We start from the raw sequence: 20387 nt of genomic DNA, 5'->3' as shown, positions 1-20387 counted from the left end.
GATATGAAAAAACTCTTTCTGGTTGACGCCTATGCGTTGATTTTCAAGTATTACTATGCTTTTTTGGGGCGGCCGATGCGCAACCGCGCCGGGATGAACACCTCCGTGGTGTTCGGGTTCGTGAAGTTCCTGCGCGACATTCAGAAGCGCGAAAGGCCCGACCTGCTGGGCGTGGCCTTCGATCCCAAGGGGGGCAGTTTCCGCCGCGACATCTTCCCCGAGTACAAGGCGAACCGTTCCGAGACGCCCGAGGACATCCTGCTTTCGGTGCCCTACGTCAAGCGGGTGCTCGAAGCGATGTGCATCCCGATCCTCGAAGTCGAGGGGTACGAGGCCGACGACGTGATCGGAACCCTTTCGCAGAAGGGCGTCGAGGCGGGTTACGATGTCTATATGGTGACCCCCGACAAGGATTACGGACAGCTCGTGCGCGACCATTGCCGCATCTACAAGCAGCGGGGCGCGGAGGGAAGCATCGAGATCGTCGGCCGCGAGGCCATCCGCGAGAAGTACGGCATCGACGACCCTCAGTTGGTGCGCGACATCCTCGCGCTGTGGGGCGACGCTTCGGACAACATCCCCGGCGTGCCGGGCATCGGCGAAAAGAGCGCCTGCAAGCTGGTGCAGGAGTGGGGAACGGTCGAGAACATCCTCGACAACGTTTCGAAAATCAAGGGAAAACAGGGCGAGAAGATCGCCGAGTGGGCCGACAACCTGCGTCTGGCCAAGCGCCTGACGACCATTTGCCTCGACGTGCCGATCCCCTTCCGCGAGGAGGACCTCACGGTCTGCGAACCGCATATCGACGAGCTGCGCGGGGTCTTCGCCGAGCTCGATTTCAAGGCTTTCATGAACGACCTGGCCAACCTCGCGCCGCCCGAGGCGCTTCCCGAAGGCCCCCGGCAGGAGGCGCAGACCCAGCTGGCGGAGATGGCCCGCGCCAAGTCCGCCGCGGCGAAGAAAGCCGCGCTGGCGGGTCAGGGCAATCTGTTCGGCGACCCCGTGGTGCAGATGCCCGAGGTCCGGGAGGTTCCCGTCGCCGAATTGCAGGCCGAGGCCGACGCGATGCAGCTGGCGACGGCTCAGAACACGCCTCACGAATATACGCTCGTCGAGAGCGCCGCGCAACTGCGCGAAGTCGTCGCCGAGGTCGGACGGTATGAGGAGTTCTGCTTCGACACGGAGACCACCGGATTCGACATTTTCAACGACCGGATCGTCGGGCTGTCGCTCGCCGTGGAGCCTTTCAAAGCATGGTACGTCCCTTTCAAAGAGGAGAACACGCCCGAATACGCGGAGATCGTGCGGCCGCTGTTCGAGGACGAGCGGATCGCCAAGATCGGCCAGAACATCAAGTTCGACCTGATGGTGCTGCGCCGGCTGGGGATCGAGATCCGGGGCCGCAAGTACGACACGATGATCCTCCACTACCTGCTCGATCCCGAGTCGCGCCATAACATGAACGCCCTTTCGGAGCGGTATCTCAACTACAAGCCCATCGAGATCGAGACGCTGATCGGCAAGGGTTCCAAACAGCTGACGATGGACTTGGTGAACGTCGAGCGCGTCAAGGAGTACGCCGCCGAGGATGCCGACGTGACCCTGCGGCTCAAACAGGTGCTTTATCCCCAGGTCGAGGAGATCGGTCTCCAGCATCTCTATTTCGAGGTCGAGGAGCCGATGATCGCCGTGCTGGCCGACATCGAGATGGCGGGTGTGAGGATCGACACCGGGGCGCTGGCTGTCTATGCCGTCGAGCTGAACCGCAAGCTGGGCGAACTGGAAGCGGCGATCCGCACCGAGGCGGGCGAACCCAATCTGAACATCAACTCCGCGCGTCAGCTGGGCGAGGTGCTGTTCGCCAAGATGCGCATCGCCGAGAAGCCCAAGATGACCCGGACCAAACAGTTCTGCACCGACGAAGATTATCTTCAGTCGTTCGCCCGCAAACACCGCATCGTGGATCTGATCCTCGAATACCGGGGCGTCAAGAAGTTGCTTTCGACCTATGTCGAGGCGCTGCCCCAGCTGGTCAACCGCACCACGGGGCGTATCCACACCTCGTTCAATCAGGCCGTCACGGCCACCGGGCGCCTTTCATCGACGAATCCCAACTTGCAGAACATCCCGGTCCGCGACGACATGGGCCGCCGCATCCGCAAGGCGTTCATCCCCTCGGATGACGACCACCTGTTGCTTTCGGCCGATTACAGTCAGGTCGAACTGCGCCTGATGGCCCATCTGTCGGGCGACGAGTCGCTGATCTCGGCCTTCGGACACGGCGAGGACATCCACACCGCCACCGCCGCCAAACTGTTCAATAAACCGCTCGGAGAGGTGACGCCCGAGGAGCGGCGCCGGGCCAAGACGGCCAATTTCGGCATCATCTACGGCATCTCGGCCTTCGGTCTGAGCCAGCGGCTCGAAATTCCCCGCAAGGAGGCCAAAGAGATCATCGACGGCTATTTCGCCTCCTACCCCAAGGTCAAGGAGTATATGGACAATGTGGTCGCTAAGGCCAAGGAGGAGGGTTTCGTGTCAACGATTTTCGGCCGCCGCCGCTACCTCAACGACATTTCGTCGCACAACGCCGTGGCGCGCGGATTGGCCGAACGCAACGCCGTGAACGCCCCGATTCAGGGCTCTGCGGCCGACATCATGAAGATTGCCATGATCGACGTTCACCGGCGTTTCGCCGCCGAGGGCATCCGTTCGCGGGTGATCTTGCAGGTGCATGACGAATTGGTCGTCGATATGCTCCGTTCGGAGCAGGAACGCGTCACGAAGATCGTCACCGAGTGCATGGAGTCCGCGGCGCAGCTCAAGGTGCGACTTATTGCTGACGCCGGCATCGGCGGCAACTGGCTCGAAGCGCATTGACCGCGGTATGCCGGAACAGAAAATCGCCCTCCGAAAGAGGGCGATTTTCTGTTCCGGGCGGTTATTTCAGCCGGATGATCCGCGCCGCGTCGTCCGCAGCGGGAAGCGGGGCGGGCGTGAAGTCCGAATACCCTGCGGCGATGGCGCAGAGGGGTTCGCAGCCGTTGGGGATGGGCAGGAACTGCCGCAGATAGTCGGCGGCAGTCTCCCCGTCGGGAGCGTCCTTGCGCCGGGGGCGTCCGTTGACGTGCACCCAGCACGAGGCCAGCCCCTCGTCAACGCAGGCCAGCTGCACCACCGTCGCCGTGATCGCGGCGTTCTCGCGCCACAGGTCGCTCGACGACGTGTCGCCCAGCACCACGATCGCCAGCGGCGCACCCGTCAGGAATCCCGATCCGTAGTCGCGCATGTCGGCCATGCGGGCCACCAGCGCGGGGTCGTCGATTACCAGCAGGCGCGACGTGCGCGTGTTGCGGGCCGAGGGGGCCGTGAGGGCTTCGGCGAGGATGTGGTCCACGACCTCGCGGGGAACCGGCCGGTCGGAGAATTTGCGCACCGAACGGCGTTTTGCGATCAATTCCTTGAATTCCATAATCTTTTGCGTTTTCGTACGGTTCTTGCAAAAATAGTTAAAAAAAACTATCTTTGAGAATCAAAACCTTGAAAACGATGGAATTCAGATTCACCATAGCACTCATCTACGATTTCGACGGCACGCTGGCCCCGGGCAACATGCAGGAGTACGATTTCATTCCGGCTGTCGGCAAGAGCAACAAGGAGTTCTGGACCGAGGCCAACACGCTGGCCGAGGAGCAGGATGCCGACATGGTCCTCACGTACATGGCCCGGATGATCCAGGAGGCCAAGTCGAAGGGCCTGTCGCTGCGCCGCGAGGCGTTTCAGGATTCGGGCCGCCGCGTGACGCTCTTCGCGGGGGTCAAAGAGTGGTTTTCGCGCATCAACGCCTACGGGGCCGGGCGGGGCATCCGCATCCTGCACTACATCAACTCCTCGGGGCTGAAGGAGATCATCGAGGGCACGGAGATCGCCCACGAGTTCCGCAAGATCTACGCCTGCTCGTTCCTCTACGACGTGGACGGCATCGCCTACTGGCCCGCCGTGGCGGTCAACTACACCAACAAGACGCAGTTCATCTTCAAGATCAACAAGGGCGTCGAGTCGGTTTTCGATTCGAAGCTGGTCAACCGCTACATCCCCGAAAACGAGCGTCCCGTACCGTTCAAACACATGATCTACGTGGGCGACGGGACCACCGACATCCCCTGCATGCGGCTGGTCAAGAACTCCGGGGGCCATTCGATCGCGGTCTACAACCCCGACCGGAAGGGAGCCAGCAAGGAGATGGCCTCGCTGATCCACGACAACCGTGTGAGCCACGTATGCCCGGCCGACTACACGGAGGGTTCGGAGATGGACATCCTCGTGAAGACCATCATCGACAAGATCGACCTCGACGACAGGTTGGAAAAACTGGAGGTCGTCCGATAACATGCTTGCCGGGAAAGTCTACTCCGGACGGCTGGTGCGCCCGGCCCTGTTCGGCGGATCGCCCGAGTGGACCGCCGGGGTGCGCCGGCACCCTGCCGCGGTCGTCGCCGCGGCCGTCGTGCTGCTCGTCTGCGCCTGCATCCCCTATGCCGGATTTCCGGCCCTTTATCTCGCGGCGGCGGCCTGCGGGTCGTTTTATGCCGCGAACGAACCCCTGCAACTCCTGCTGCTGCCCGAAAAGGGCGCCGCGCGATTGCTTGCCCGCAAGGTCCTCACGGCCTGGCGCAACTACTTTCTGATGACTGCCCCTTTCGCCGTGCTGGCACTCCTCGCACAGCCCCGTTCAGCCTGGATGGCCGCGGCGTGGGCCCCGCTGGCGGCGTTGGCGCTGCTCTATTTCGTCGCGGCCAAATACGCCCGCTACGACCCGGCGGACGAATCCCCGCGCTGGCCGCTGGCAGCCCGGCTGGGCGCTGCGGGATTTCTCCTCCCGCCCCTGCTGCCCCTCAGCCTTTGCCTCGTGGTGAGCTACCTGCTCCGGGCCGAACGCAACCTCAGTCGCTACCTTTATGATTACGATTGACGCCCTCCGGATTCGTGACGGGGAGCGGACGCTCCTCGACGGTGTGACGATGCACCTTCCGGCGAATGCCGTCCACGGCATCGCGGGCGAGGGTCGGAGTGCGCTGTTGCGGGCGTTGTACGGGTTCGTCGTCCCCGACGCGGGGCGCATCACCCTCGGAGGACATCCCCTGCGGCGGTGCGACGTGGGGTTTGCGGAGGCGGAACCCCGCTTCTGGCCCGGGCTGACGGTGCGCGACTGTCTCGACCTTGCGGTCCGTTACAACCCCGGGTCGAATCCCGCGGCTATGCTCCGCCGTCTGCCCGTGCCGCTCGACGCGGAGGCCGCGGCGCTCCCCGAGGCGGAGCGGAAACGGCTGGCGCTGGTCCTGCTGTTGCTGAATCCCAAACGGGTCTTGCTGCTCGACGAACCTTTCCGCGGCCTCGATGTCGAGAGCGCCTTCATGCTTCGCCAACTGATCCTGCAACTCGGCTCGGAGGGCCGCACGGTGCTCGTCGCCGCCCGGCTGGCGGAGCTGGACGGCATCTGCGACGATTTCTACGTGCTCGGCGGCGGGGGCGTCCGCGGCCGCTACGAACACTACGAATTCGCCCGGGCGGTCCGGGAAGCGGCCGCTTCGGGGATTGCGGAAAAATGAGTACCTTTACGAAAAATTCCATGCCATGAAAATCGTTTTCGCCACGAATAACGCCCACAAGCTCTCCGAAGTGCAGGCTGTGCTGGGCGACGCCTTCACCCTGCTGACGCCCCGCGACTGCGGCGTTGAGGAGGATATTCCCGAGGAGCAGGAGACCCTCGAAGGCAACGCCTCGCAGAAGTCGCACTACCTCCACGGCCGCACCGGGCTCGACTGCTTCGCCGACGATACGGGGCTGGAGGTCGAGGCGCTGGGCGGCGCCCCGGGCGTGCACTCGGCCCGCTATGCCACCGACGGCCACGATTTTGCGGCCAATAATCGCCTGTTGTTGAAAAACCTCGAAGGTGCGGAGAACCGCCGGGCGCGTTTCCGCACGGTCATCTCGCTGATTCTCGGCGGCGAGGAGCACCTTTTCGAAGGTGTCGTCGAGGGGCGGATCATCGACCGCGAGGCCGGGCACGAGGGGTTCGGCTACGACCCGCTGTTCATCCCTGACGGCTACGCGAAGACCTTCGCCGAGATGACCACCGACGAAAAGAACGCCGTTTCGCACCGCGCCCGCGCCGTGCGCAAACTGGCCGAATTCCTCCGTTCGATCGAAAAATAGCCGTATGGAAAACGTCAATTGGGGCATCCTGGGCTGCGGCGACGTTTGCGAACGCAAGAGCGGCCCGCCGATGTACAAGACCCCGCATTCCGCCCTCGCGGCCGTCATGCGCCGCGACGCCGCCAAGGCCGCCGATTTCGCCCGCCGGCACGGCGTGCCGAGGAATTATACCGACGCCGATGCGCTGATCGCCGATCCCGGCGTGGACATCGTCTACGTCGCAACCCCGCCCGACAGCCACCGGGAACTCGCCCTGAAGGTGCTGGCCGCCGGAAAACCCGTCTACGTCGAGAAGCCGATGGCGATGAACCATGCGGAGTGCCTCGACATGATCGCCGCGGCGGAACGCTCCGGGCAGCGGCTCTTCGTCGCCTATTACCGCCGGGCGTTGCCCTACTTCCTGAAAGTGAAGGAGTTGATCGACAGCGGGGCCGTCGGCGAAGTGCTGAGCGTCGAGGTGCGCTATTTCCGTCCGGAGAGCCCCGGGGACCGCGATCCGGCACGCCTTCCGTGGCGGCTGCGCCGCGAGGTCGGCGGGGAGGGCTATTTCTGCGACATGGCGCCCCATACGCTCGACATCCTCGACTTCCTGCTCGGGGAGATCGCCGACGCCCGGGGGTGCAAGGCCAACCGCGGGGGATTCTACGACGTGGCGGACACCGTCGCGGCGTCGTTCCGCTTCCGTTCGGGCGTGCCCGGCACGGGAATGTGGTGCTTCGTCGCTCCGCCCTCCGCTGCGGAGGATTCGGTGGTCGTCACGGGCCGCAAAGGCTCGGTGCGGTTCAGCACGTTCGATTTCACGCCGGTCGAACTGGTGACGGCGCGGGGCATCGAACGCTTCGAAATCGCCCCTCCGGAGCATATTCAGGGCCCGCTGATCGAAACGATCGTCCGGGAGCTGCGCGGCGAGGGCGTGTGCCCCTCCACGGGAGTCTCCGCGGCGCGAACTTCGCGGGTGATGGATGAGATAATGAAAGAATAAATCGCTATCTTTGCGCCCTATGGAGACGAAAAACTACGACAAGGAGGAGCGTTTCGACCCTGCGACCGTCGAGGCGCTGAAACTCCACTATGCGGAGATCCTGCGCCTGCTGGGCGAGGACCCCGCGCGCGAAGGGCTGCTGAAAACCCCCGAACGGGTGGCCAAGGCTATGGCGTTCCTGACGAAAGGTTACGACGAAAATCCGCTCGACATCATCCGCTCGGCGATGTTCCGCGAGGAGTATCGGCAAATGGTGCTCGTCAAGGACATCGAGCTCTACTCGCTCTGCGAACACCACATGCTGCCCTTCTACGGCAAGGCCCATGTGGCCTATATCCCCAACGGTTACATCACGGGTCTTTCGAAAGTGGCCCGCGTGGTGGAGTGCTTCGCCCGCCGCTTGCAGGTGCAGGAGCGGCTGACGGTGCAGATCCGCGACTGCATTCAGGAGGCCCTCAACCCGATGGGCGTGGCCGTGGTGATCGAGGCCAGCCACATGTGCATGCAGATGCGCGGCATCGAGAAGCAGCAGTCGGCCACCACCACGTCGGCTTTCACGGGCGTCTTCCTGTCGAGCCAGCGGACCCGCGAGGAGTTCATGACCCTCATTTCCCACCGCTACCGTTAGACTTACGCCCGTTCCGGCGCGGCGGCGTCCGGCGCATCTGTTACCGGAGGACCGACCCGATATTGTCGTTGGAACCGAGTCCCAGTTTCTTGCGCAGCCGGTAGCGGGCCATTTCCACGCTGCGCGGTGAGATGTTCATCAGTTCGGCCGTCTCCTTGGTCGAAAGGTTCAGTTTGATATAGACGCACAGCCGCAGGTCGGTCTGTGACAGCGACGGATAGTTGGCCCGCAGCCGGTCCAGCAGACCGTCGTAGATCGTGTTGAAATAGTTCTCCGACAGCTGCCAGTCGCTGTCGTCCTTGAGCTGGGCGTTGATCTGGCGGATGACCCGTCCGACGATCGTTTTGATTCGTCCCGATCCTTCGACCGTGAGCAGCTCCGAGACCTCGCTTTTCAGCTCGTTGAGCATGTTGTTGCGGCGAATGCTGTTCATGGTGATATTTGCCAGCCGTTTGTCCTTGTTGCGCAGGTCGGTTTTCAGTTTCTCGCGTTCCAGTTCCGAGATCCGCTTCTCTTTGAGCAGGTTTTCCCGTTCGAGTTGTTCGAGCTCCTTCTCCCGGCGCTCCTTCTCCCGGCGGAGCACGGCCTCTTGCGCCAGACGGTTCTTGCGGATGTAATAGCCTCGCACTCCGGCGAGCAGCAGCGTGACGACCAATACGTAGAGGAGGATCATCGGCCACGAAATGTACCACGGGGGACGCACCCAGACTTCGACCTGCCGGGTATTCGACGGATCGGCGGCGCCCGGGGCGCGCAGTTCGACGGTGTGGCGGCCGTGCGGCAGCGCGGGGATTTGCAGAAACTCGTCGATATGCACCGTCTGCCATTCGGGAGCCAGCGATGCGATCCGGTATTCGAGCTGCTGCCCCGGCGGGAGACGGATCGGCCAGATGCGCAGCGTGTTCATCGCTGCGGGAATCTCGAACACCGGATCGTCGAGCCGGTGATAGCGCGTTTTATTGGGCCCTTGCGCCGCCACCATGCCGATTTCGACGGGTTGTGACGGGGAACTGCCTCCGTAGGAGAACCCGATGCCGTTGCGGAATCCGATGACTCCTGCATCGCCGACCGTCCGGAATCCGCTTGAGATCCGCTCCCTGGTCGCCTGTGCGAGGATGCCGGCGCAGCGGTTCAGCGAATTGCCCGTTCGTTCGACGTAGCCCGTTTCGTCGGCTGCCACGTACCAGAAGCGGTTGTCCTGCTGGACGATGCTTTTCACCCCCCCCCGGCCGCACAGTCCGAGTATCTGTTCGGCGCCGGGAGCGCGGACGAGCGAGTCCGTCACGTAGTCGATGCGGTATGCCCGGTCGTCGCAGCACAGGATCAGTTCCTGGTCGATGCGGGTCGAGAACACATTGCCGTCCGTTCCCGCGGCCAGGTCGTAGTTGCGGGCTTCGACGACGCTGCATTTGTCCTCGGAGAGCGTCAGCCGCACGAATCCCACGCCGAGCACCGTGACCCAGATGCGGTCTTTCTCGTCGATGCGGATGTTGCGTGTGAATCCGCTGTAATCGGCGATCCGGGATACGGGTTGCAATCCCTCGTCGGTGTGCCGCAGCAGGCTGACGCCCGAGTAGGTGCTCATGATGTAGAATCGCCGGTCGTTCCGGCACCGGCGCAGCGAGTAGACGCCGCTTCCCGTGACGACCGGCGTGAGCCGAAGCCCCTCTGCCAGCCGGAAGAGCCCCAGATCGTGAAGCACATAGATCCGGCCGCCGATTTCATCCAGTTCCCACACCGAACCCGTACTGCCCGGGATCAGGTTCAGCGAACCGTCGTTGTCCAGCAGGAAAAGCCCCTTGTTCGAGCCTATGAGCATCCGGTCGTCGCCGAGTCCGAGCACGCCGTGAACCTGCCCCAGCCGGGAGTCGGTGAAGTAATAGTCCTGCGTGCTGTTGTCGATGGACGCCGCGCCCGAATCGAGCCCGAGCCAGATGTTGCCGCGCTCGTCCGCCGCGGCGCTCAGGATCGTGGCGTTGTCGAGTTCCCGGCCATAGGGGATCGAGTGGCTGGCCGAACCGTCGTTGTCGATCAGGAACAGCCCCCGGCGGGTGGTTCCGACCAGCAGCAGTTCGGCGTTGTAGCGTCGGCAGCACATGATCTTGGCATCCGCCAGCAGGGCGTTGGTCGCGGTGTCGAGCGGTGCGATGCGCCCTTCGTTGTCGATGGAGAACATGCCGGCATGTTCCACGGCAGCCAGCAATTCGCCGTTGCGCCCCGAAACGAGATTGATGATGCGGCTCGGGACGTTGCAGACGATTCCGCGGCTCAGGTCGTCGCCCAAGCGGCAGAGGGTGGCGCCGTCCTGGAAATAGATGCGTCCGTCCACCTCGTACATATACCGGAAGGCGTCCTGCGGGTGCAGTTCGCGGATCGCGCCCGACAGCAGGTCGTAAATGCAGATCTTTTCGCGGCATTGGAAATAGACCCGTCCCGAATGGGTTTCGAGAGCGATCCGCCAGAAATCATTGCTCCGGGAGCGGAAGTCGGGATTTTTGTAGAGCGTCGTGTAGGCGAGCCGGCCGTAGTCGTCGCGCACCCAGTATCCGAATTCGTTGACTCCGGCCGTATAGAGCCGGCCCGTTTCGGCGTCGTAGCGCAGGGCCCGGAGCACGGAGTTGCCCTCGGGGCGGTAGTTGTTCCAGCGGATGCCGTCGTAGACGCAGAGCCCGTCGTTGGTTGCGAAAAAGATCCGGCAGCCGTCCCCTCCGTCGGCCGTTATGTCCCACACCTGCGTATGGGCCACGGGTTCTGCGCTTTGCGCAAAGCGTTCCACATGGCGCAGACCGCAGCGGATCGCGGCGGCGGCATCTCCTGCCAAAACCGTCAGGACGACCGGCAGCAGCAGACGTAACGGGGTAAGAATCGTTCGGCCCATCGTTCGGATGCGTTTTCTTTCCACAAATATATTAAATATATTAAGAAAAACGAACCGGCCCGGAATCACGGGAATGTCGTATGCGCTGTGAAACGGATTTTCGGACGGTGAAATCATTGATAATAAACGGTTTGAATACCGATTTGTAGGGATTTGGATGATTCCGGAAATCGGCTGTGTCGTAGTTTTGTAGGGGTTGAAAAATTCGGATTCGTTCATTGAAATTTTACTTTTGGACAGGAATTGTTTCTAAAATAATTTATATAGCTAACCTAAAATCCAAATCTATGAATGAAAATCTACACGGAAGAGCCGTTCTCCCGGGGTTGCGCAGGATGCTGCTGGCATTGGCCGGCACGTTGTTTCTGCTGCCGGGATCGGCGCAGTCCCAAAGCACCGTTTCGGGTATCGTGACGGATGCGTCGGGCGAAGGCATCGCCGGTGTGGCGGTCATCGTCAAAGGCACCACTACCGGCACTTCGACCGATATGAAGGGCGCTTATACGATCCGTGCGTCGAAATCCGATGTGCTGGTGTTCAGCTTCCTCGGATACAAGACGCAGGAGGTGGCCGTACACAACCGCATGGAGATCGACGTGCGCTTGGAGAGCGATGCGCAGCTGGTTGACGAAGTGGTGGTCGTGGGTTACGGCGTTCAGAAGAAAAGCCTTGTGACGGGAGCCATCTCGTCGGTCAAGGGTTCGGCCCTCGAAACGACGGGCATCATGCGTGCCGACGATGCGCTGGCCGGGAAAACAGCCGGCGTACAGGTCGTGTCGAACTCCGGACAACCCGGATCGGATGTTCAGATTTACATCCGCGGTATCGGCACCAACGGCACGGCGACACCTATTTATATCGTTGACGGAATGGCCGTTTCGGGCATCGAGTACCTCAACCCGGGCGACATCGAATCGATCGAGGTGCTGAAAGATGCCGCCGCTTCGGCGATTTACGGAGCCCGCGGCGGCAACGGTGTCGTTCTGATCACGACGCGGCGCAGCAAGGACGGACAATGGAGCGTCAACTACGACTTTTCGTACGGTATCCAGAACATCGCCCGTAAGATCGACGTGCTGAACGCCCGCGAATACGCCATTATCCAGAACGAGGCTGCGGCCAATTCGGGCGCGACGCTTCCGTTCACCGACGAGCAGATCGCCTCTTTCCGTCAGGGAACCGACTGGCAGGAGGCCATTCTCAACCGCAATGCCGGCGTGCAGCGCCATAACGTGCGCATTTCGGCCGGCACGGCCCGCTCGTCGTTCAACGGATCGGCTTCGTATCTGAATCAGGACGGCATTCTGGCTGAGGGCAAGTCGAATTTCAAGCGTTATACGATCAACCTCGCCGCCGAACACAAACTGCTGCGCAACGATGCGCTGACCGTCGGCGAGAACGTCGTGGTGAGCCACGTCAAGAAACAGTCGGTGACGCAGAACTCCTCGACGGCCGGACCGCTGGTCGGCGCCCTGAACATGGACCCGCTCACGCCGGTTTACGATCCCTATCAGACCGACGAGCTTTACGGCGGCTTCGGCGTTTCGAAATACGTGTCGCAGGAGGTGGTGAACCCCGTGGCGCGCATCTACTATTCGAACGGACGCACGCTCTATACCACCATGAAGGGGAGCGTCTTCGCGGAACTCAAATTCCTGAATGATTTCCGGCTGCGCGGTTCCGCCGGCGCCGACATCACCTGGACCGACGGATTCGGCTATTCCCCGATGTATAAACTCAACTCGACGACCGGGAACACGTCGGCCAACGGCGCATCGCAGAGCTATGACCAGAACCGCCGGTTCAGCTACGAAGGTTATCTCACCTGGGGGCATGTCTACGACGGGCGGCACGACGTGTCGGCGATGATCGGAGCTTCGCTGCTCCAGCGCAGCTCCCTCTCGCTGAGCGCCAGCCGCAACGATCTGAAAATCGACGACGAGGACCACGCCTATATCTCGATGGCGACCAACTCCTCGGCATCGGCGAGCGGCGGTCCGGGCAATCCCTCGGCCATCGTGTCGTTCTTCGGGCGTGTCAACTATGCCTACGACAACCGCTATATGCTCACGGCCACCGTCCGCCGCGACGGGTCGTCGCGTTTCGGCCCCAACAACCGTTTCGGTACGTTCCCCTCGGTCTCCGTGGGCTGGAATGTCGCCAACGAGAGTTTCCTGCGCGATGTCCGCTGGCTCGACGCCTTGAAATTCCGCGCTTCGTGGGGACAGAACGGTAACGAGAATATCGGCGATTTCGCCTATCTGGCGACCATTTCGACCTACGGCCTCGGCTATTCCTTCGGGTCGCAGAATGCGAACGGCAGCCTCGCGGTCGGAGCGGCTCCGGTCAAGGTGGTCAACCCCGATCTGAAATGGGAGACCTCCGAGCAGACCGATATCGGTCTCGACGTGCGGCTCTTCGGCTGTCTCGGACTTACGTTCGACTACTATGTCAAGAAGACCAAGGACCTGCTCGTGACGACGCCCGTTCCGCTGATGCTGGGCAACTCGTTCCCGACGGCCAATGCCGGCAACGTGAAAAACTCGGGCGTGGAGTTCGCCGTGGATTTCCAGCGGCAGTTCGGCAAGTGGAATATCGCCGTGAACGGCAACATCTCCTACAATAAGAACCGGGTCACCTATGTCGGAACCGACACCGGCTATGTCACCGGTTCGACCGTCCAGGGCATTACAGGTGCCGTGACCCGCATGGAGGCCGGACACGCCATGTCCTATTTCTGGGGCTACAAGACGCTGGGAATCTTCCAGAATCAGGCCGAGATCGACGCATGGGTCAACTCGAAAGGGGTGCAGATCCAGCCCGACGCCCGTCCCGGCGACTTCCGCTATCAGGATACCGACGACAACGGCACGATCGACGACAACGACCGGGTGGATCTGGGCAATCCCTTCCCGAAGGTGACTTTCGGCCTTAACGTCAATGTCAGCGCCTACGGTTTCGACCTGGGCATCACCTCTGCGGGGCAGGCCGGCAACAAAATATTCAGTGTCCTGCGCCGTCCCGATCTGACGATGAGCAACTACGGAGCCTGGGTGCTCGACCGCTGGCACGGCGAGGGAACGTCGAACTCGATCCCCCGCGTGGCGCATAACGACACGAATCTGAACTGGACGCGGCCGTCGGATTTCTACCTCAGGGACGGGGATTTCTGGCGCATCCGCAATATCACGCTCGGCTATACGGTCAATATTCCCGAGAAGTATTACCTGCGCAAGGTGCGCGTCTTCGCGTCGGTCGATAACGCCTTCACGTTCACGAAATACGACGGCTACGATCCCGAAGTGGGCAACGGCGGGTCGATCCTCGGATCGGGCATCGACCGGGGCGTCTATCCCCGTCCGCGCACCGTATCGGTCGGCCTGAACCTCACCTTCTAACCCGAAAAAACAACTGTTATGAAACATACCGGAATTTATTCGATCGTCGCTGCGGGCCTGATGTGTCTCGGAGGCGGGGCCTGCAACTCGCTGCTCGACCTCACGCCGCCGATGAACGATGTCGAAGACAACTTTTACCGATCGTCCAAGGACATGTACCAGTCGCTCACCTCGGCTTACAACGTGCTGACCTGGAGCGCTCCCAAGGCTGTCAGCGGCGGCGCGCAGAACTGTGCGTTCGAGGTGGTCAGCGAGATCCTCGGGGACTGCTGCTACGCCGGAGGCGCCAGTGCCAACGACGCCGTGCAGACCAGTCGCCTCGACCGCTTCACGATGTTGGTTTCGGACCTCTATCCCGAAGCCCTGTGGCACAAATACTACACCGGCATTTACCGTTGCAACAAGTTTTTCGAGAAGATCGACGGCGCCGCGTTCGAAGATGAGGACCTGCGTGCCATGTACAAGGCCGAGGGACATTTCCTGCGGGCTTACTACTATTTCGATCTCGTGCGTCTGTTCGGCAACGTGCCGCTGATCCTCACGCCGCTCACCCCGGCCGATTTCGCTCAGAAACAGGCGGAGCCCGCCGCTGTCTACGAACAAATCGCCACCGACCTGCTGACGGCTATCGGGATGAAGCGCGCCGACGGTTCTCCGGCGATGACCGAGGCCGCCAACCAGTTCGACTCCGCGGATAAGGGCCGCGCCACGCTCGACGCCGCCAAAGCCCTGCTCTGCCGCGTATGGCTCTATTATACGGGGTATTACGGTCGGCAGGAGCTGCCCGGAGTCTCCGCGGAGGAGATGATCCGCATGATCGAGGAGGTGGCCGACAGCGGCAACTATTCGTTCCTGGCCAATGCCTATGCGAAAGATACGGCGAGCGGCGTCTCCCCGCTGTGGAACGTCTCGAACAAAAACTGTTCGGAGGAGGTCTTCACCATCCAGTATTCGGCCCTTTCGAAGTGGGGCGATTGGAGCAACCGCGAGGGTTGTATGGGCAATCAGGCCGTGATTCTGTGGGGCATCCGCGACGTTGCCTCGCCTTATGCCGCCGGCTGGTCGTTCGCTCCGGTGGACAAGCGCCTTTTCGACGCCTACGATCCCGCCGACCCGCGCCGCTGGGCGACGCTCATCAATGCCAATGCCGCCGAGGGCGACAACGACGGCGAAGGGCTGAAATACACGGAAGGGTTCCAGAACACGGGCTATTTCTGCCGCAAGTTTACGCCGCTGACGGCCAACAATGCCTCGTCGGGGTCGCGTGAGCTGAACTATCCGAACAATTATCCCTCGATCCGCTGGACGGACGTGCTGCTGATGGCTGCCGAAATGGAGTTCCGCTACGGCTCGCAGAGCAAGGCGTTCGGATATTACGCCAAGGTGCGCGAACGTGCGCTGGGCGCCGGGTCGGCCGGCAATGCCGGAGAATTGACGCTGAACAAGATTCTCGATGAACGCCTGCTCGAACTGGCCCTCGAAGGCCATCGCTATTGGGATGTCCTGCGTCAGGGCGATACCTACGCAGCCAGTGTCCTGACCAACGGCGAGGAGGGCGAATTCGCCGTCACGTGGGACAAGACGCGCCGCGGCCTGCTGCCGATCCCGCAGTATGAGATCACCCAGTCGCGCAATTCGCTGGTGCAGAACCCCGGCTACTAACTTTCAAAACGAACTTTCCATGAAAAAGATAATCAGCATACTGACCATCGCGTTCGCGGCCGTGGGGTGCACGATCGACGAGCGCCCCGAACTGCCCGACGGACGTGTCTCCGACCTGAAAATCGTCGTGACGCCCGGTGAAGTGCAGAACACCTATCTGCTGCGCACGAACCGCACCGACGTGATCGGATTCTGGGACCTCGGCAACGGCAACACCGCTTCGGGCGTCAATTCGGTAACGGCCGAATACCCTTTTCCGGGCGATTATACGATCTCGTTGAAAGCCTACGGCGACAACGGGCGCACGAACGACGTTTCGGTGAAACTCTCCGTGACGACGGAAAACCTCTTCCTGCTGAACGATCCGATGTACACCTACATCGCCGGAGAGATCGGCGGCGAGGGCAAGACCTGGATGCTCGATGCCGAGCGCCAGGACCATATCGGCCTGTTCAATCCCAACAACGTGAGCGACCGCTGGTGGGGCGTCAGCCCGAACGGAAAGGCCGGCTGCGAGCTCTACGACGACGAGGCGACCTTCATCCTCAACAGCGAACGCGGCCAGGCTTTCGGCTATGTGAACAACGGCAAGAGTTCGACGCTGAACAACATGACCCCCGCTATGGAGCTTTACAACGACGGGGCATGGAGCGCGACGGCCTATAACCTGGCCTCGACGAACGACTACATCGTCGCCTGTACGCCGCCTTCGAACATGGGTTGGAGCCTTTCGCAGACGGGAGGGCGCTATTACATCTCTTTCCCCTCGACCAATGCCGGTCACGGCGGCTACCTCTTCTATTTCTGCGGCTGGAATACGCAGTACGAGGTCCGGGCCATCTCGGAGACCCATATGAAGATTTTCATGTGGTCAACGATCGACGGCAAACTGTCGCTGCGCCAGCTGTTGCTGCGCACCAGGGAAACGGCGTCGAACAACGATCCGATCGAGTGGATCTGGTCGAAGGATTAACCCGCAAAACCGATTGACATTATGAAAAAACTGCTTTATATCCTTTGTGCCGCCGCGCTGGCCGCGGGATGTTCGGACGACGACGCTTCGTCCTACTACCTCGATGAACTGGTTATCGACACGGCCAACTGCCTCGCGGAAGGCAGCTACGTGCAGGGCGTCGAAGCGAACGACCTCTGCCGCATAAAGATTCCCTACGAGAACGCCAGGGGAGGCACGGCGCGCATCAGTGCCCCCGAAACCAACGGCCTGCGCATCGACGCGCAGGAGGTGACGCTCGTGTCGGGAGCGGGTGAAGCGACGGTGGCCGTCAAGGGTACGCCCCTGCTGCTCGAAACCTCGTTCCTGCAACTCAACGTCGAATACCGGGCCAAGACCTATCTTTCGAGCGTCGAAATCGCCGTGCTGGAGGATGTGGACCCGTCGGGGACGATCGAATTCGAGATCGACCGCACGCCGCTCACGGGTCTGACCGCTCCCGAAACCATCGCTTTCACCGTCAGCCCGACGATGGCCGCGGTCGTCGAATCGGGCACGACGCCCGACGGGCTGCGTGTCAACGTGGTTTCGGACCCGGCGACCGGCGAAGGTACCGTCACGTTCACTCCTGCCGCCAATTTCCTCGGCGGCGAGGTGGAGTTGACCGCCTCGTTCGGCGCTCGTCCGCCGCAGGTGTGCAAGATCCGCGTCAGCGCTTTCGCAGCCGGTGAAGGTACGGCCGACGCTCCCTATGAGGTCACCTCCGCTGCGGAACTCGAAAAGATCGGCTACGGATTCGACAAGGCTTTCCGCCTCGCTTCGGATATTGTTCTCGACAATAACTGGACGCCCGCCGGCACCGAGGCGCAGCCCTTCACGGGTTCGCTCGACGGCAACGGCCGCAAGATCACGCTGGCGCTCGACCGTCCGGCGGAGGATTATGTCGCTCTTTTCGCCCGTGTCGGTGCGGGTGCCGAGGTCACGAACCTGACGCTCGACGGCAGTGTCACGGGCCGTAATTACGTCTCGGCGCTCGCTGCCGAAAGCGAGGCTTCTCTTTCGGCCGATGTTTCGGCCGTCACGGTCAGAGGGGAGAATTTCGTCGCCGCATCCGTCGCTTCGGGTGCGGGCCGGGATGCCCGGGTGATCGAGTTCGGTACGGTTCCCGCGGCTGTCAACATCACGATGGGCTCGGATTCGGCCACCGAGTCGCTGGGACTCGTGACCAAGGGCGCGACGGTGACTTTCGATCCGGGTGCGACCGGCACGTCGTGGAGCTACGACGACGCTTCGGGGAACTTCACCGTCACCAAGGAGGCCGATTTTTCCGGTGGAGATGTCACGTTCAGCGTGTCGCTCGGCGACCGGGTGACTTCGACGGTGCACACCATTGCGGTTTCGTCGAAAAATATGTACGAAAGCGGTTCGGGCATCGAGGGCGATCCCTACGTGGTGATCGACGCTGATCAGTTCACCGCGACGCTGCACACCTATCCGGCGGCCCACGTGAAACTGACGGAGGACATCGCCGTTTCCGGCTGGGAGACCATTCCCGCGTTCTCGGGCTCGCTCGACGGCGACGGACATACGGTCGAGGGGCTGACGGCGCCTTTCGTTGCGACGCTTACGGGTGCGGTGAAGAACGTGAAGTTCTCCGGTGTGAATATCTCTGCCGGAAAGAGCGCCTGCGGAGCCGTGGCCAACCTGCTCGACGGACATGTCGAAGGAGTGGCCGTGACGGGTACGCTGTCGGCGGAATCGGGTGCATCGTCAGCCGATACGGGCTTCGGAGCCATTGCCGGACAGGCGCAGGGTTCGTCCGTCATCAATAACTGCTATGTGAATGTCACAATGACCACCAATTCGAATTTTGCGACCGGAGGTCTGGTCGGTGTCATCAAGGCTTCGAACGGCGTCACGATGTCCGACTCGACGGTCGAAGGCTCGATTTCCGGAACGATTTCCGGCACGAAGCTGGGCGGTATTCTGGGTCGCAAAACCAATACGAACCAAAATTCGAAGGATATTATCAAAGGATGTCTGGTGACTGCCGAAGTGAAGATGTCCGGCGAGGGTTCGAATATGATCGGCGGTATTTTCGGCGCTTTGCAGGGATCGACCGTCAGCGGCGATTACGTCGGCGGCATCACCATCGAGAAGAGTGCCTTTACAGGAAGCGTCAGCGGCGGAAACGCTGTGGGCGGCATCGGCGGCGTATGTTGTTCGGTCCGCGACTGCTATGTCGGCGGCTCGGTGCAGGCGATCAGCGTGTCGTCTTCCAGTACGGCTGCTGCGGCCGGAATCTCGGCTGCCGTCAAGGGTGACGTTGAACGCTGCGTGGTCTGCGGGGCGCGTGTGACGGGAGGTTCGAAGGGCACTTCCTATACGGCCGGTATCGTGAACATAAAGAACGGCAATACTCCGAAGACGACCGGTTGCGCCGTGATCGCCACCACGATCCAGACCGGAGGGTTTGCCATTTACGGTACGGCGGCGGGCGATATTACCGCTACGTCCAATTACCGTTGGAATGTCTCCTATGCCGATGCGTCGGCTTACGTCGCACTGGATACCGATACCTATGGCCAGGACGGCGTCGAGCAGGAGCCGACGCAGGCGTTGTTCGAAAGCCTCGGCTATGACTTCGCATCGGTATGGATCTGGGACGCTGCGGCGTCAGCCCCGAAATTGCAGAAGACGGGCTGCGACGATGCCGTGAAAATCAACTAACTAACCGAGAATAAGAAGACTGATTATGAAAAAGATACTGTTTATCCTCATTGCTCTGGTGTGCGCCGTTACGGCGTGCACCAAAGAGCAGATGATCTCGGACCTGCCCGAGGACATCAACAAACCCGAGGGCGGAACGACCGGGGCCACGAAGGCCAAACGCGGCGTCTGCCAAAGCACCAACACGCTGGATTTCGGACAGAAACTCGTCGATCTGAAGGCCAACTGGTATTACACCTGGGGGCTCGATCCGAGCAATACGGTCGAGGGCGCGGAGTTCGTGCCGATGTTCTGGGGCGCCTCGTCGGTCACCAAGGACAACTGCGACAAAATCAACAAACTCTATGAAGAGGGGCGGGTTTTCTATGTGTTGGGATTCAACGAACCCGATCTGAAAGAGGAGTCGAACATGAGTGTCTCCGATGCTCTCGAAAAGTGGGAATTTCTTTGCCAAAACCTCGACAGCCGCATCAAACTCGTAAGTCCGGCCCCGTCGTACCCCACGCGGGCCTGGCTCGACGAATTTATGGCCGGCGTCGCGCAGCGGGGACTGCGCTGCGATTATGTCGCCGTGCACATGTATGCGGGCATCGGAACCCAGAACTACCAGTCGGTGATCCGCGACGTTTATAATAAATTCGGCAAGAAAATCTGGATCACCGAGTTCGCGCCGCGCGACGACAATGCCAAGAACAACGGCTACAACAGTTACACCGAGAGCCGCGTACTCGATCAGATGAAGGTGCTGCTGCCGGCCTACGAGGGGATGAACGAGGTGTTCCGCTACTCGTGGTTCGGGTGTGCTTCGCCGACGATGATCGGCCTGATCACCTCGCGCTTTTTCGGCGACGACGAGCGGATCACCTCGCTGGGCGAATATTACGCCACGCTCGAACCCAACGACGATATTCGGCTTAAAAATCAATAAACTGCACGAACCG

General features: G+C 61.5%; 14 protein-coding genes. 12 read left to right on the top strand and 2 right to left on the bottom strand.

Going from position 1 to position 20387, the window contains the following annotated elements:
• Positions 1-3: 3 nt before the first annotated feature.
• Positions 4-2880 carry a DNA polymerase I gene (gene polA / locus NQ519_RS06755; protein WP_019151931.1) on the top strand — a complete coding sequence of 959 codons (2877 nt, stop codon included), beginning with the start codon at positions 4-6 and terminating at the stop codon, positions 2878-2880.
• Between the two features lie 61 nt (positions 2881-2941).
• Here the strand turns inward: polA and NQ519_RS06750 are convergent, their stop codons facing one another.
• Positions 2942-3472, bottom strand: coding sequence for a nitroreductase family protein (locus NQ519_RS06750; RefSeq protein ID WP_019151932.1), 531 nt, complete (start codon positions 3470-3472; stop codon positions 2942-2944).
• 77 nt (positions 3473-3549) lie between these two features.
• Here NQ519_RS06750 and NQ519_RS06745 point away from each other — a divergent pair, with 77 nt between their 5' ends.
• Genes NQ519_RS06745 through folE form a run of 6 tightly spaced genes read left to right on the top strand, consistent with a single transcriptional unit; the run spans position 3550 to position 7826 of the window.
• A complete protein-coding gene (locus tag NQ519_RS06745; RefSeq protein ID WP_015546914.1) occupies positions 3550-4389 on the top strand; it encodes an HAD family hydrolase in 840 nt (279 codons plus the stop codon).
• Position 4390: 1 nt separating this feature from the next.
• On the top strand, positions 4391-4972 hold the full coding sequence (locus tag NQ519_RS06740) for a hypothetical protein (RefSeq protein WP_019151933.1): 582 nt from the start codon (positions 4391-4393) through the stop codon (positions 4970-4972).
• The gene (locus NQ519_RS06735) at positions 4959-5609 is read left to right on the top strand and encodes an ATP-binding cassette domain-containing protein (protein WP_026076762.1); all 651 of its coding nucleotides are present in this window, start codon (positions 4959-4961) and stop codon (positions 5607-5609) included. The genes NQ519_RS06740 and NQ519_RS06735 overlap by 14 nt, the downstream gene beginning before the upstream one ends.
• A gap of 25 nt (positions 5610-5634) precedes the next feature.
• Positions 5635-6216, top strand: a complete 582-nt coding sequence (rdgB, locus tag NQ519_RS06730) for an RdgB/HAM1 family non-canonical purine NTP pyrophosphatase (RefSeq protein WP_026076763.1) — start codon at positions 5635-5637, stop codon at positions 6214-6216.
• 4 nt (positions 6217-6220) lie between these two features.
• Entirely contained in the window at positions 6221-7198 is a 978-nt protein-coding gene (locus NQ519_RS06725) for a Gfo/Idh/MocA family protein (RefSeq protein WP_019151936.1), read from the top strand.
• Positions 7199-7217: 19 nt separating this feature from the next.
• The gene (folE, locus tag NQ519_RS06720; RefSeq protein ID WP_019151937.1) at positions 7218-7826 is read left to right on the top strand and encodes a GTP cyclohydrolase I FolE; all 609 of its coding nucleotides are present in this window, start codon (positions 7218-7220) and stop codon (positions 7824-7826) included.
• Between the two features lie 40 nt (positions 7827-7866).
• On the opposite strand, the gene NQ519_RS06715 is transcribed toward folE, so the two are convergent.
• On the bottom strand, positions 7867-10704 hold the full coding sequence (locus NQ519_RS06715) for a helix-turn-helix and ligand-binding sensor domain-containing protein (protein ID WP_227900993.1): 2838 nt from the start codon (positions 10702-10704) through the stop codon (positions 7867-7869).
• 287 nt (positions 10705-10991) lie between these two features.
• Between NQ519_RS06715 and NQ519_RS06710 the strand changes: the two genes are divergently transcribed.
• From NQ519_RS06710 to NQ519_RS06690, 5 genes are read left to right on the top strand one after another with little or no spacing between them, the layout of a single operon-like run.
• The gene (locus tag NQ519_RS06710) at positions 10992-14102 is read left to right on the top strand and encodes a SusC/RagA family TonB-linked outer membrane protein (RefSeq protein ID WP_227900994.1); all 3111 of its coding nucleotides are present in this window, start codon (positions 10992-10994) and stop codon (positions 14100-14102) included.
• An 18-nt stretch (positions 14103-14120) separates the two neighbouring features.
• Positions 14121-15764 carry a RagB/SusD family nutrient uptake outer membrane protein gene (locus tag NQ519_RS06705; protein ID WP_019151941.1) on the top strand — a complete coding sequence of 548 codons (1644 nt, stop codon included), beginning with the start codon at positions 14121-14123 and terminating at the stop codon, positions 15762-15764.
• Between the two features lie 19 nt (positions 15765-15783).
• The gene (locus tag NQ519_RS06700; protein WP_019151942.1) at positions 15784-16737 is read left to right on the top strand and encodes a PKD domain-containing protein; all 954 of its coding nucleotides are present in this window, start codon (positions 15784-15786) and stop codon (positions 16735-16737) included.
• A 21-nt stretch (positions 16738-16758) separates the two neighbouring features.
• Positions 16759-19446, top strand: a complete 2688-nt coding sequence (locus NQ519_RS06695; RefSeq protein ID WP_019151943.1) for an autotransporter outer membrane beta-barrel domain-containing protein — start codon at positions 16759-16761, stop codon at positions 19444-19446.
• Between the two features lie 25 nt (positions 19447-19471).
• Positions 19472-20374, top strand: coding sequence for a glycosyl hydrolase (locus tag NQ519_RS06690; protein ID WP_026076764.1), 903 nt, complete (start codon positions 19472-19474; stop codon positions 20372-20374).
• Positions 20375-20387 lie beyond the last annotated feature (13 nt).

Source organism: Alistipes senegalensis JC50, assembly GCF_025145645.1.
GTDB classification, from domain to species: Bacteria; Bacteroidota; Bacteroidia; order Bacteroidales; family Rikenellaceae; genus Alistipes; species Alistipes senegalensis.
Note: the sequence above shows the minus strand (reverse complement) of the source record. Positions and strands in the feature narration are given on the sequence as shown.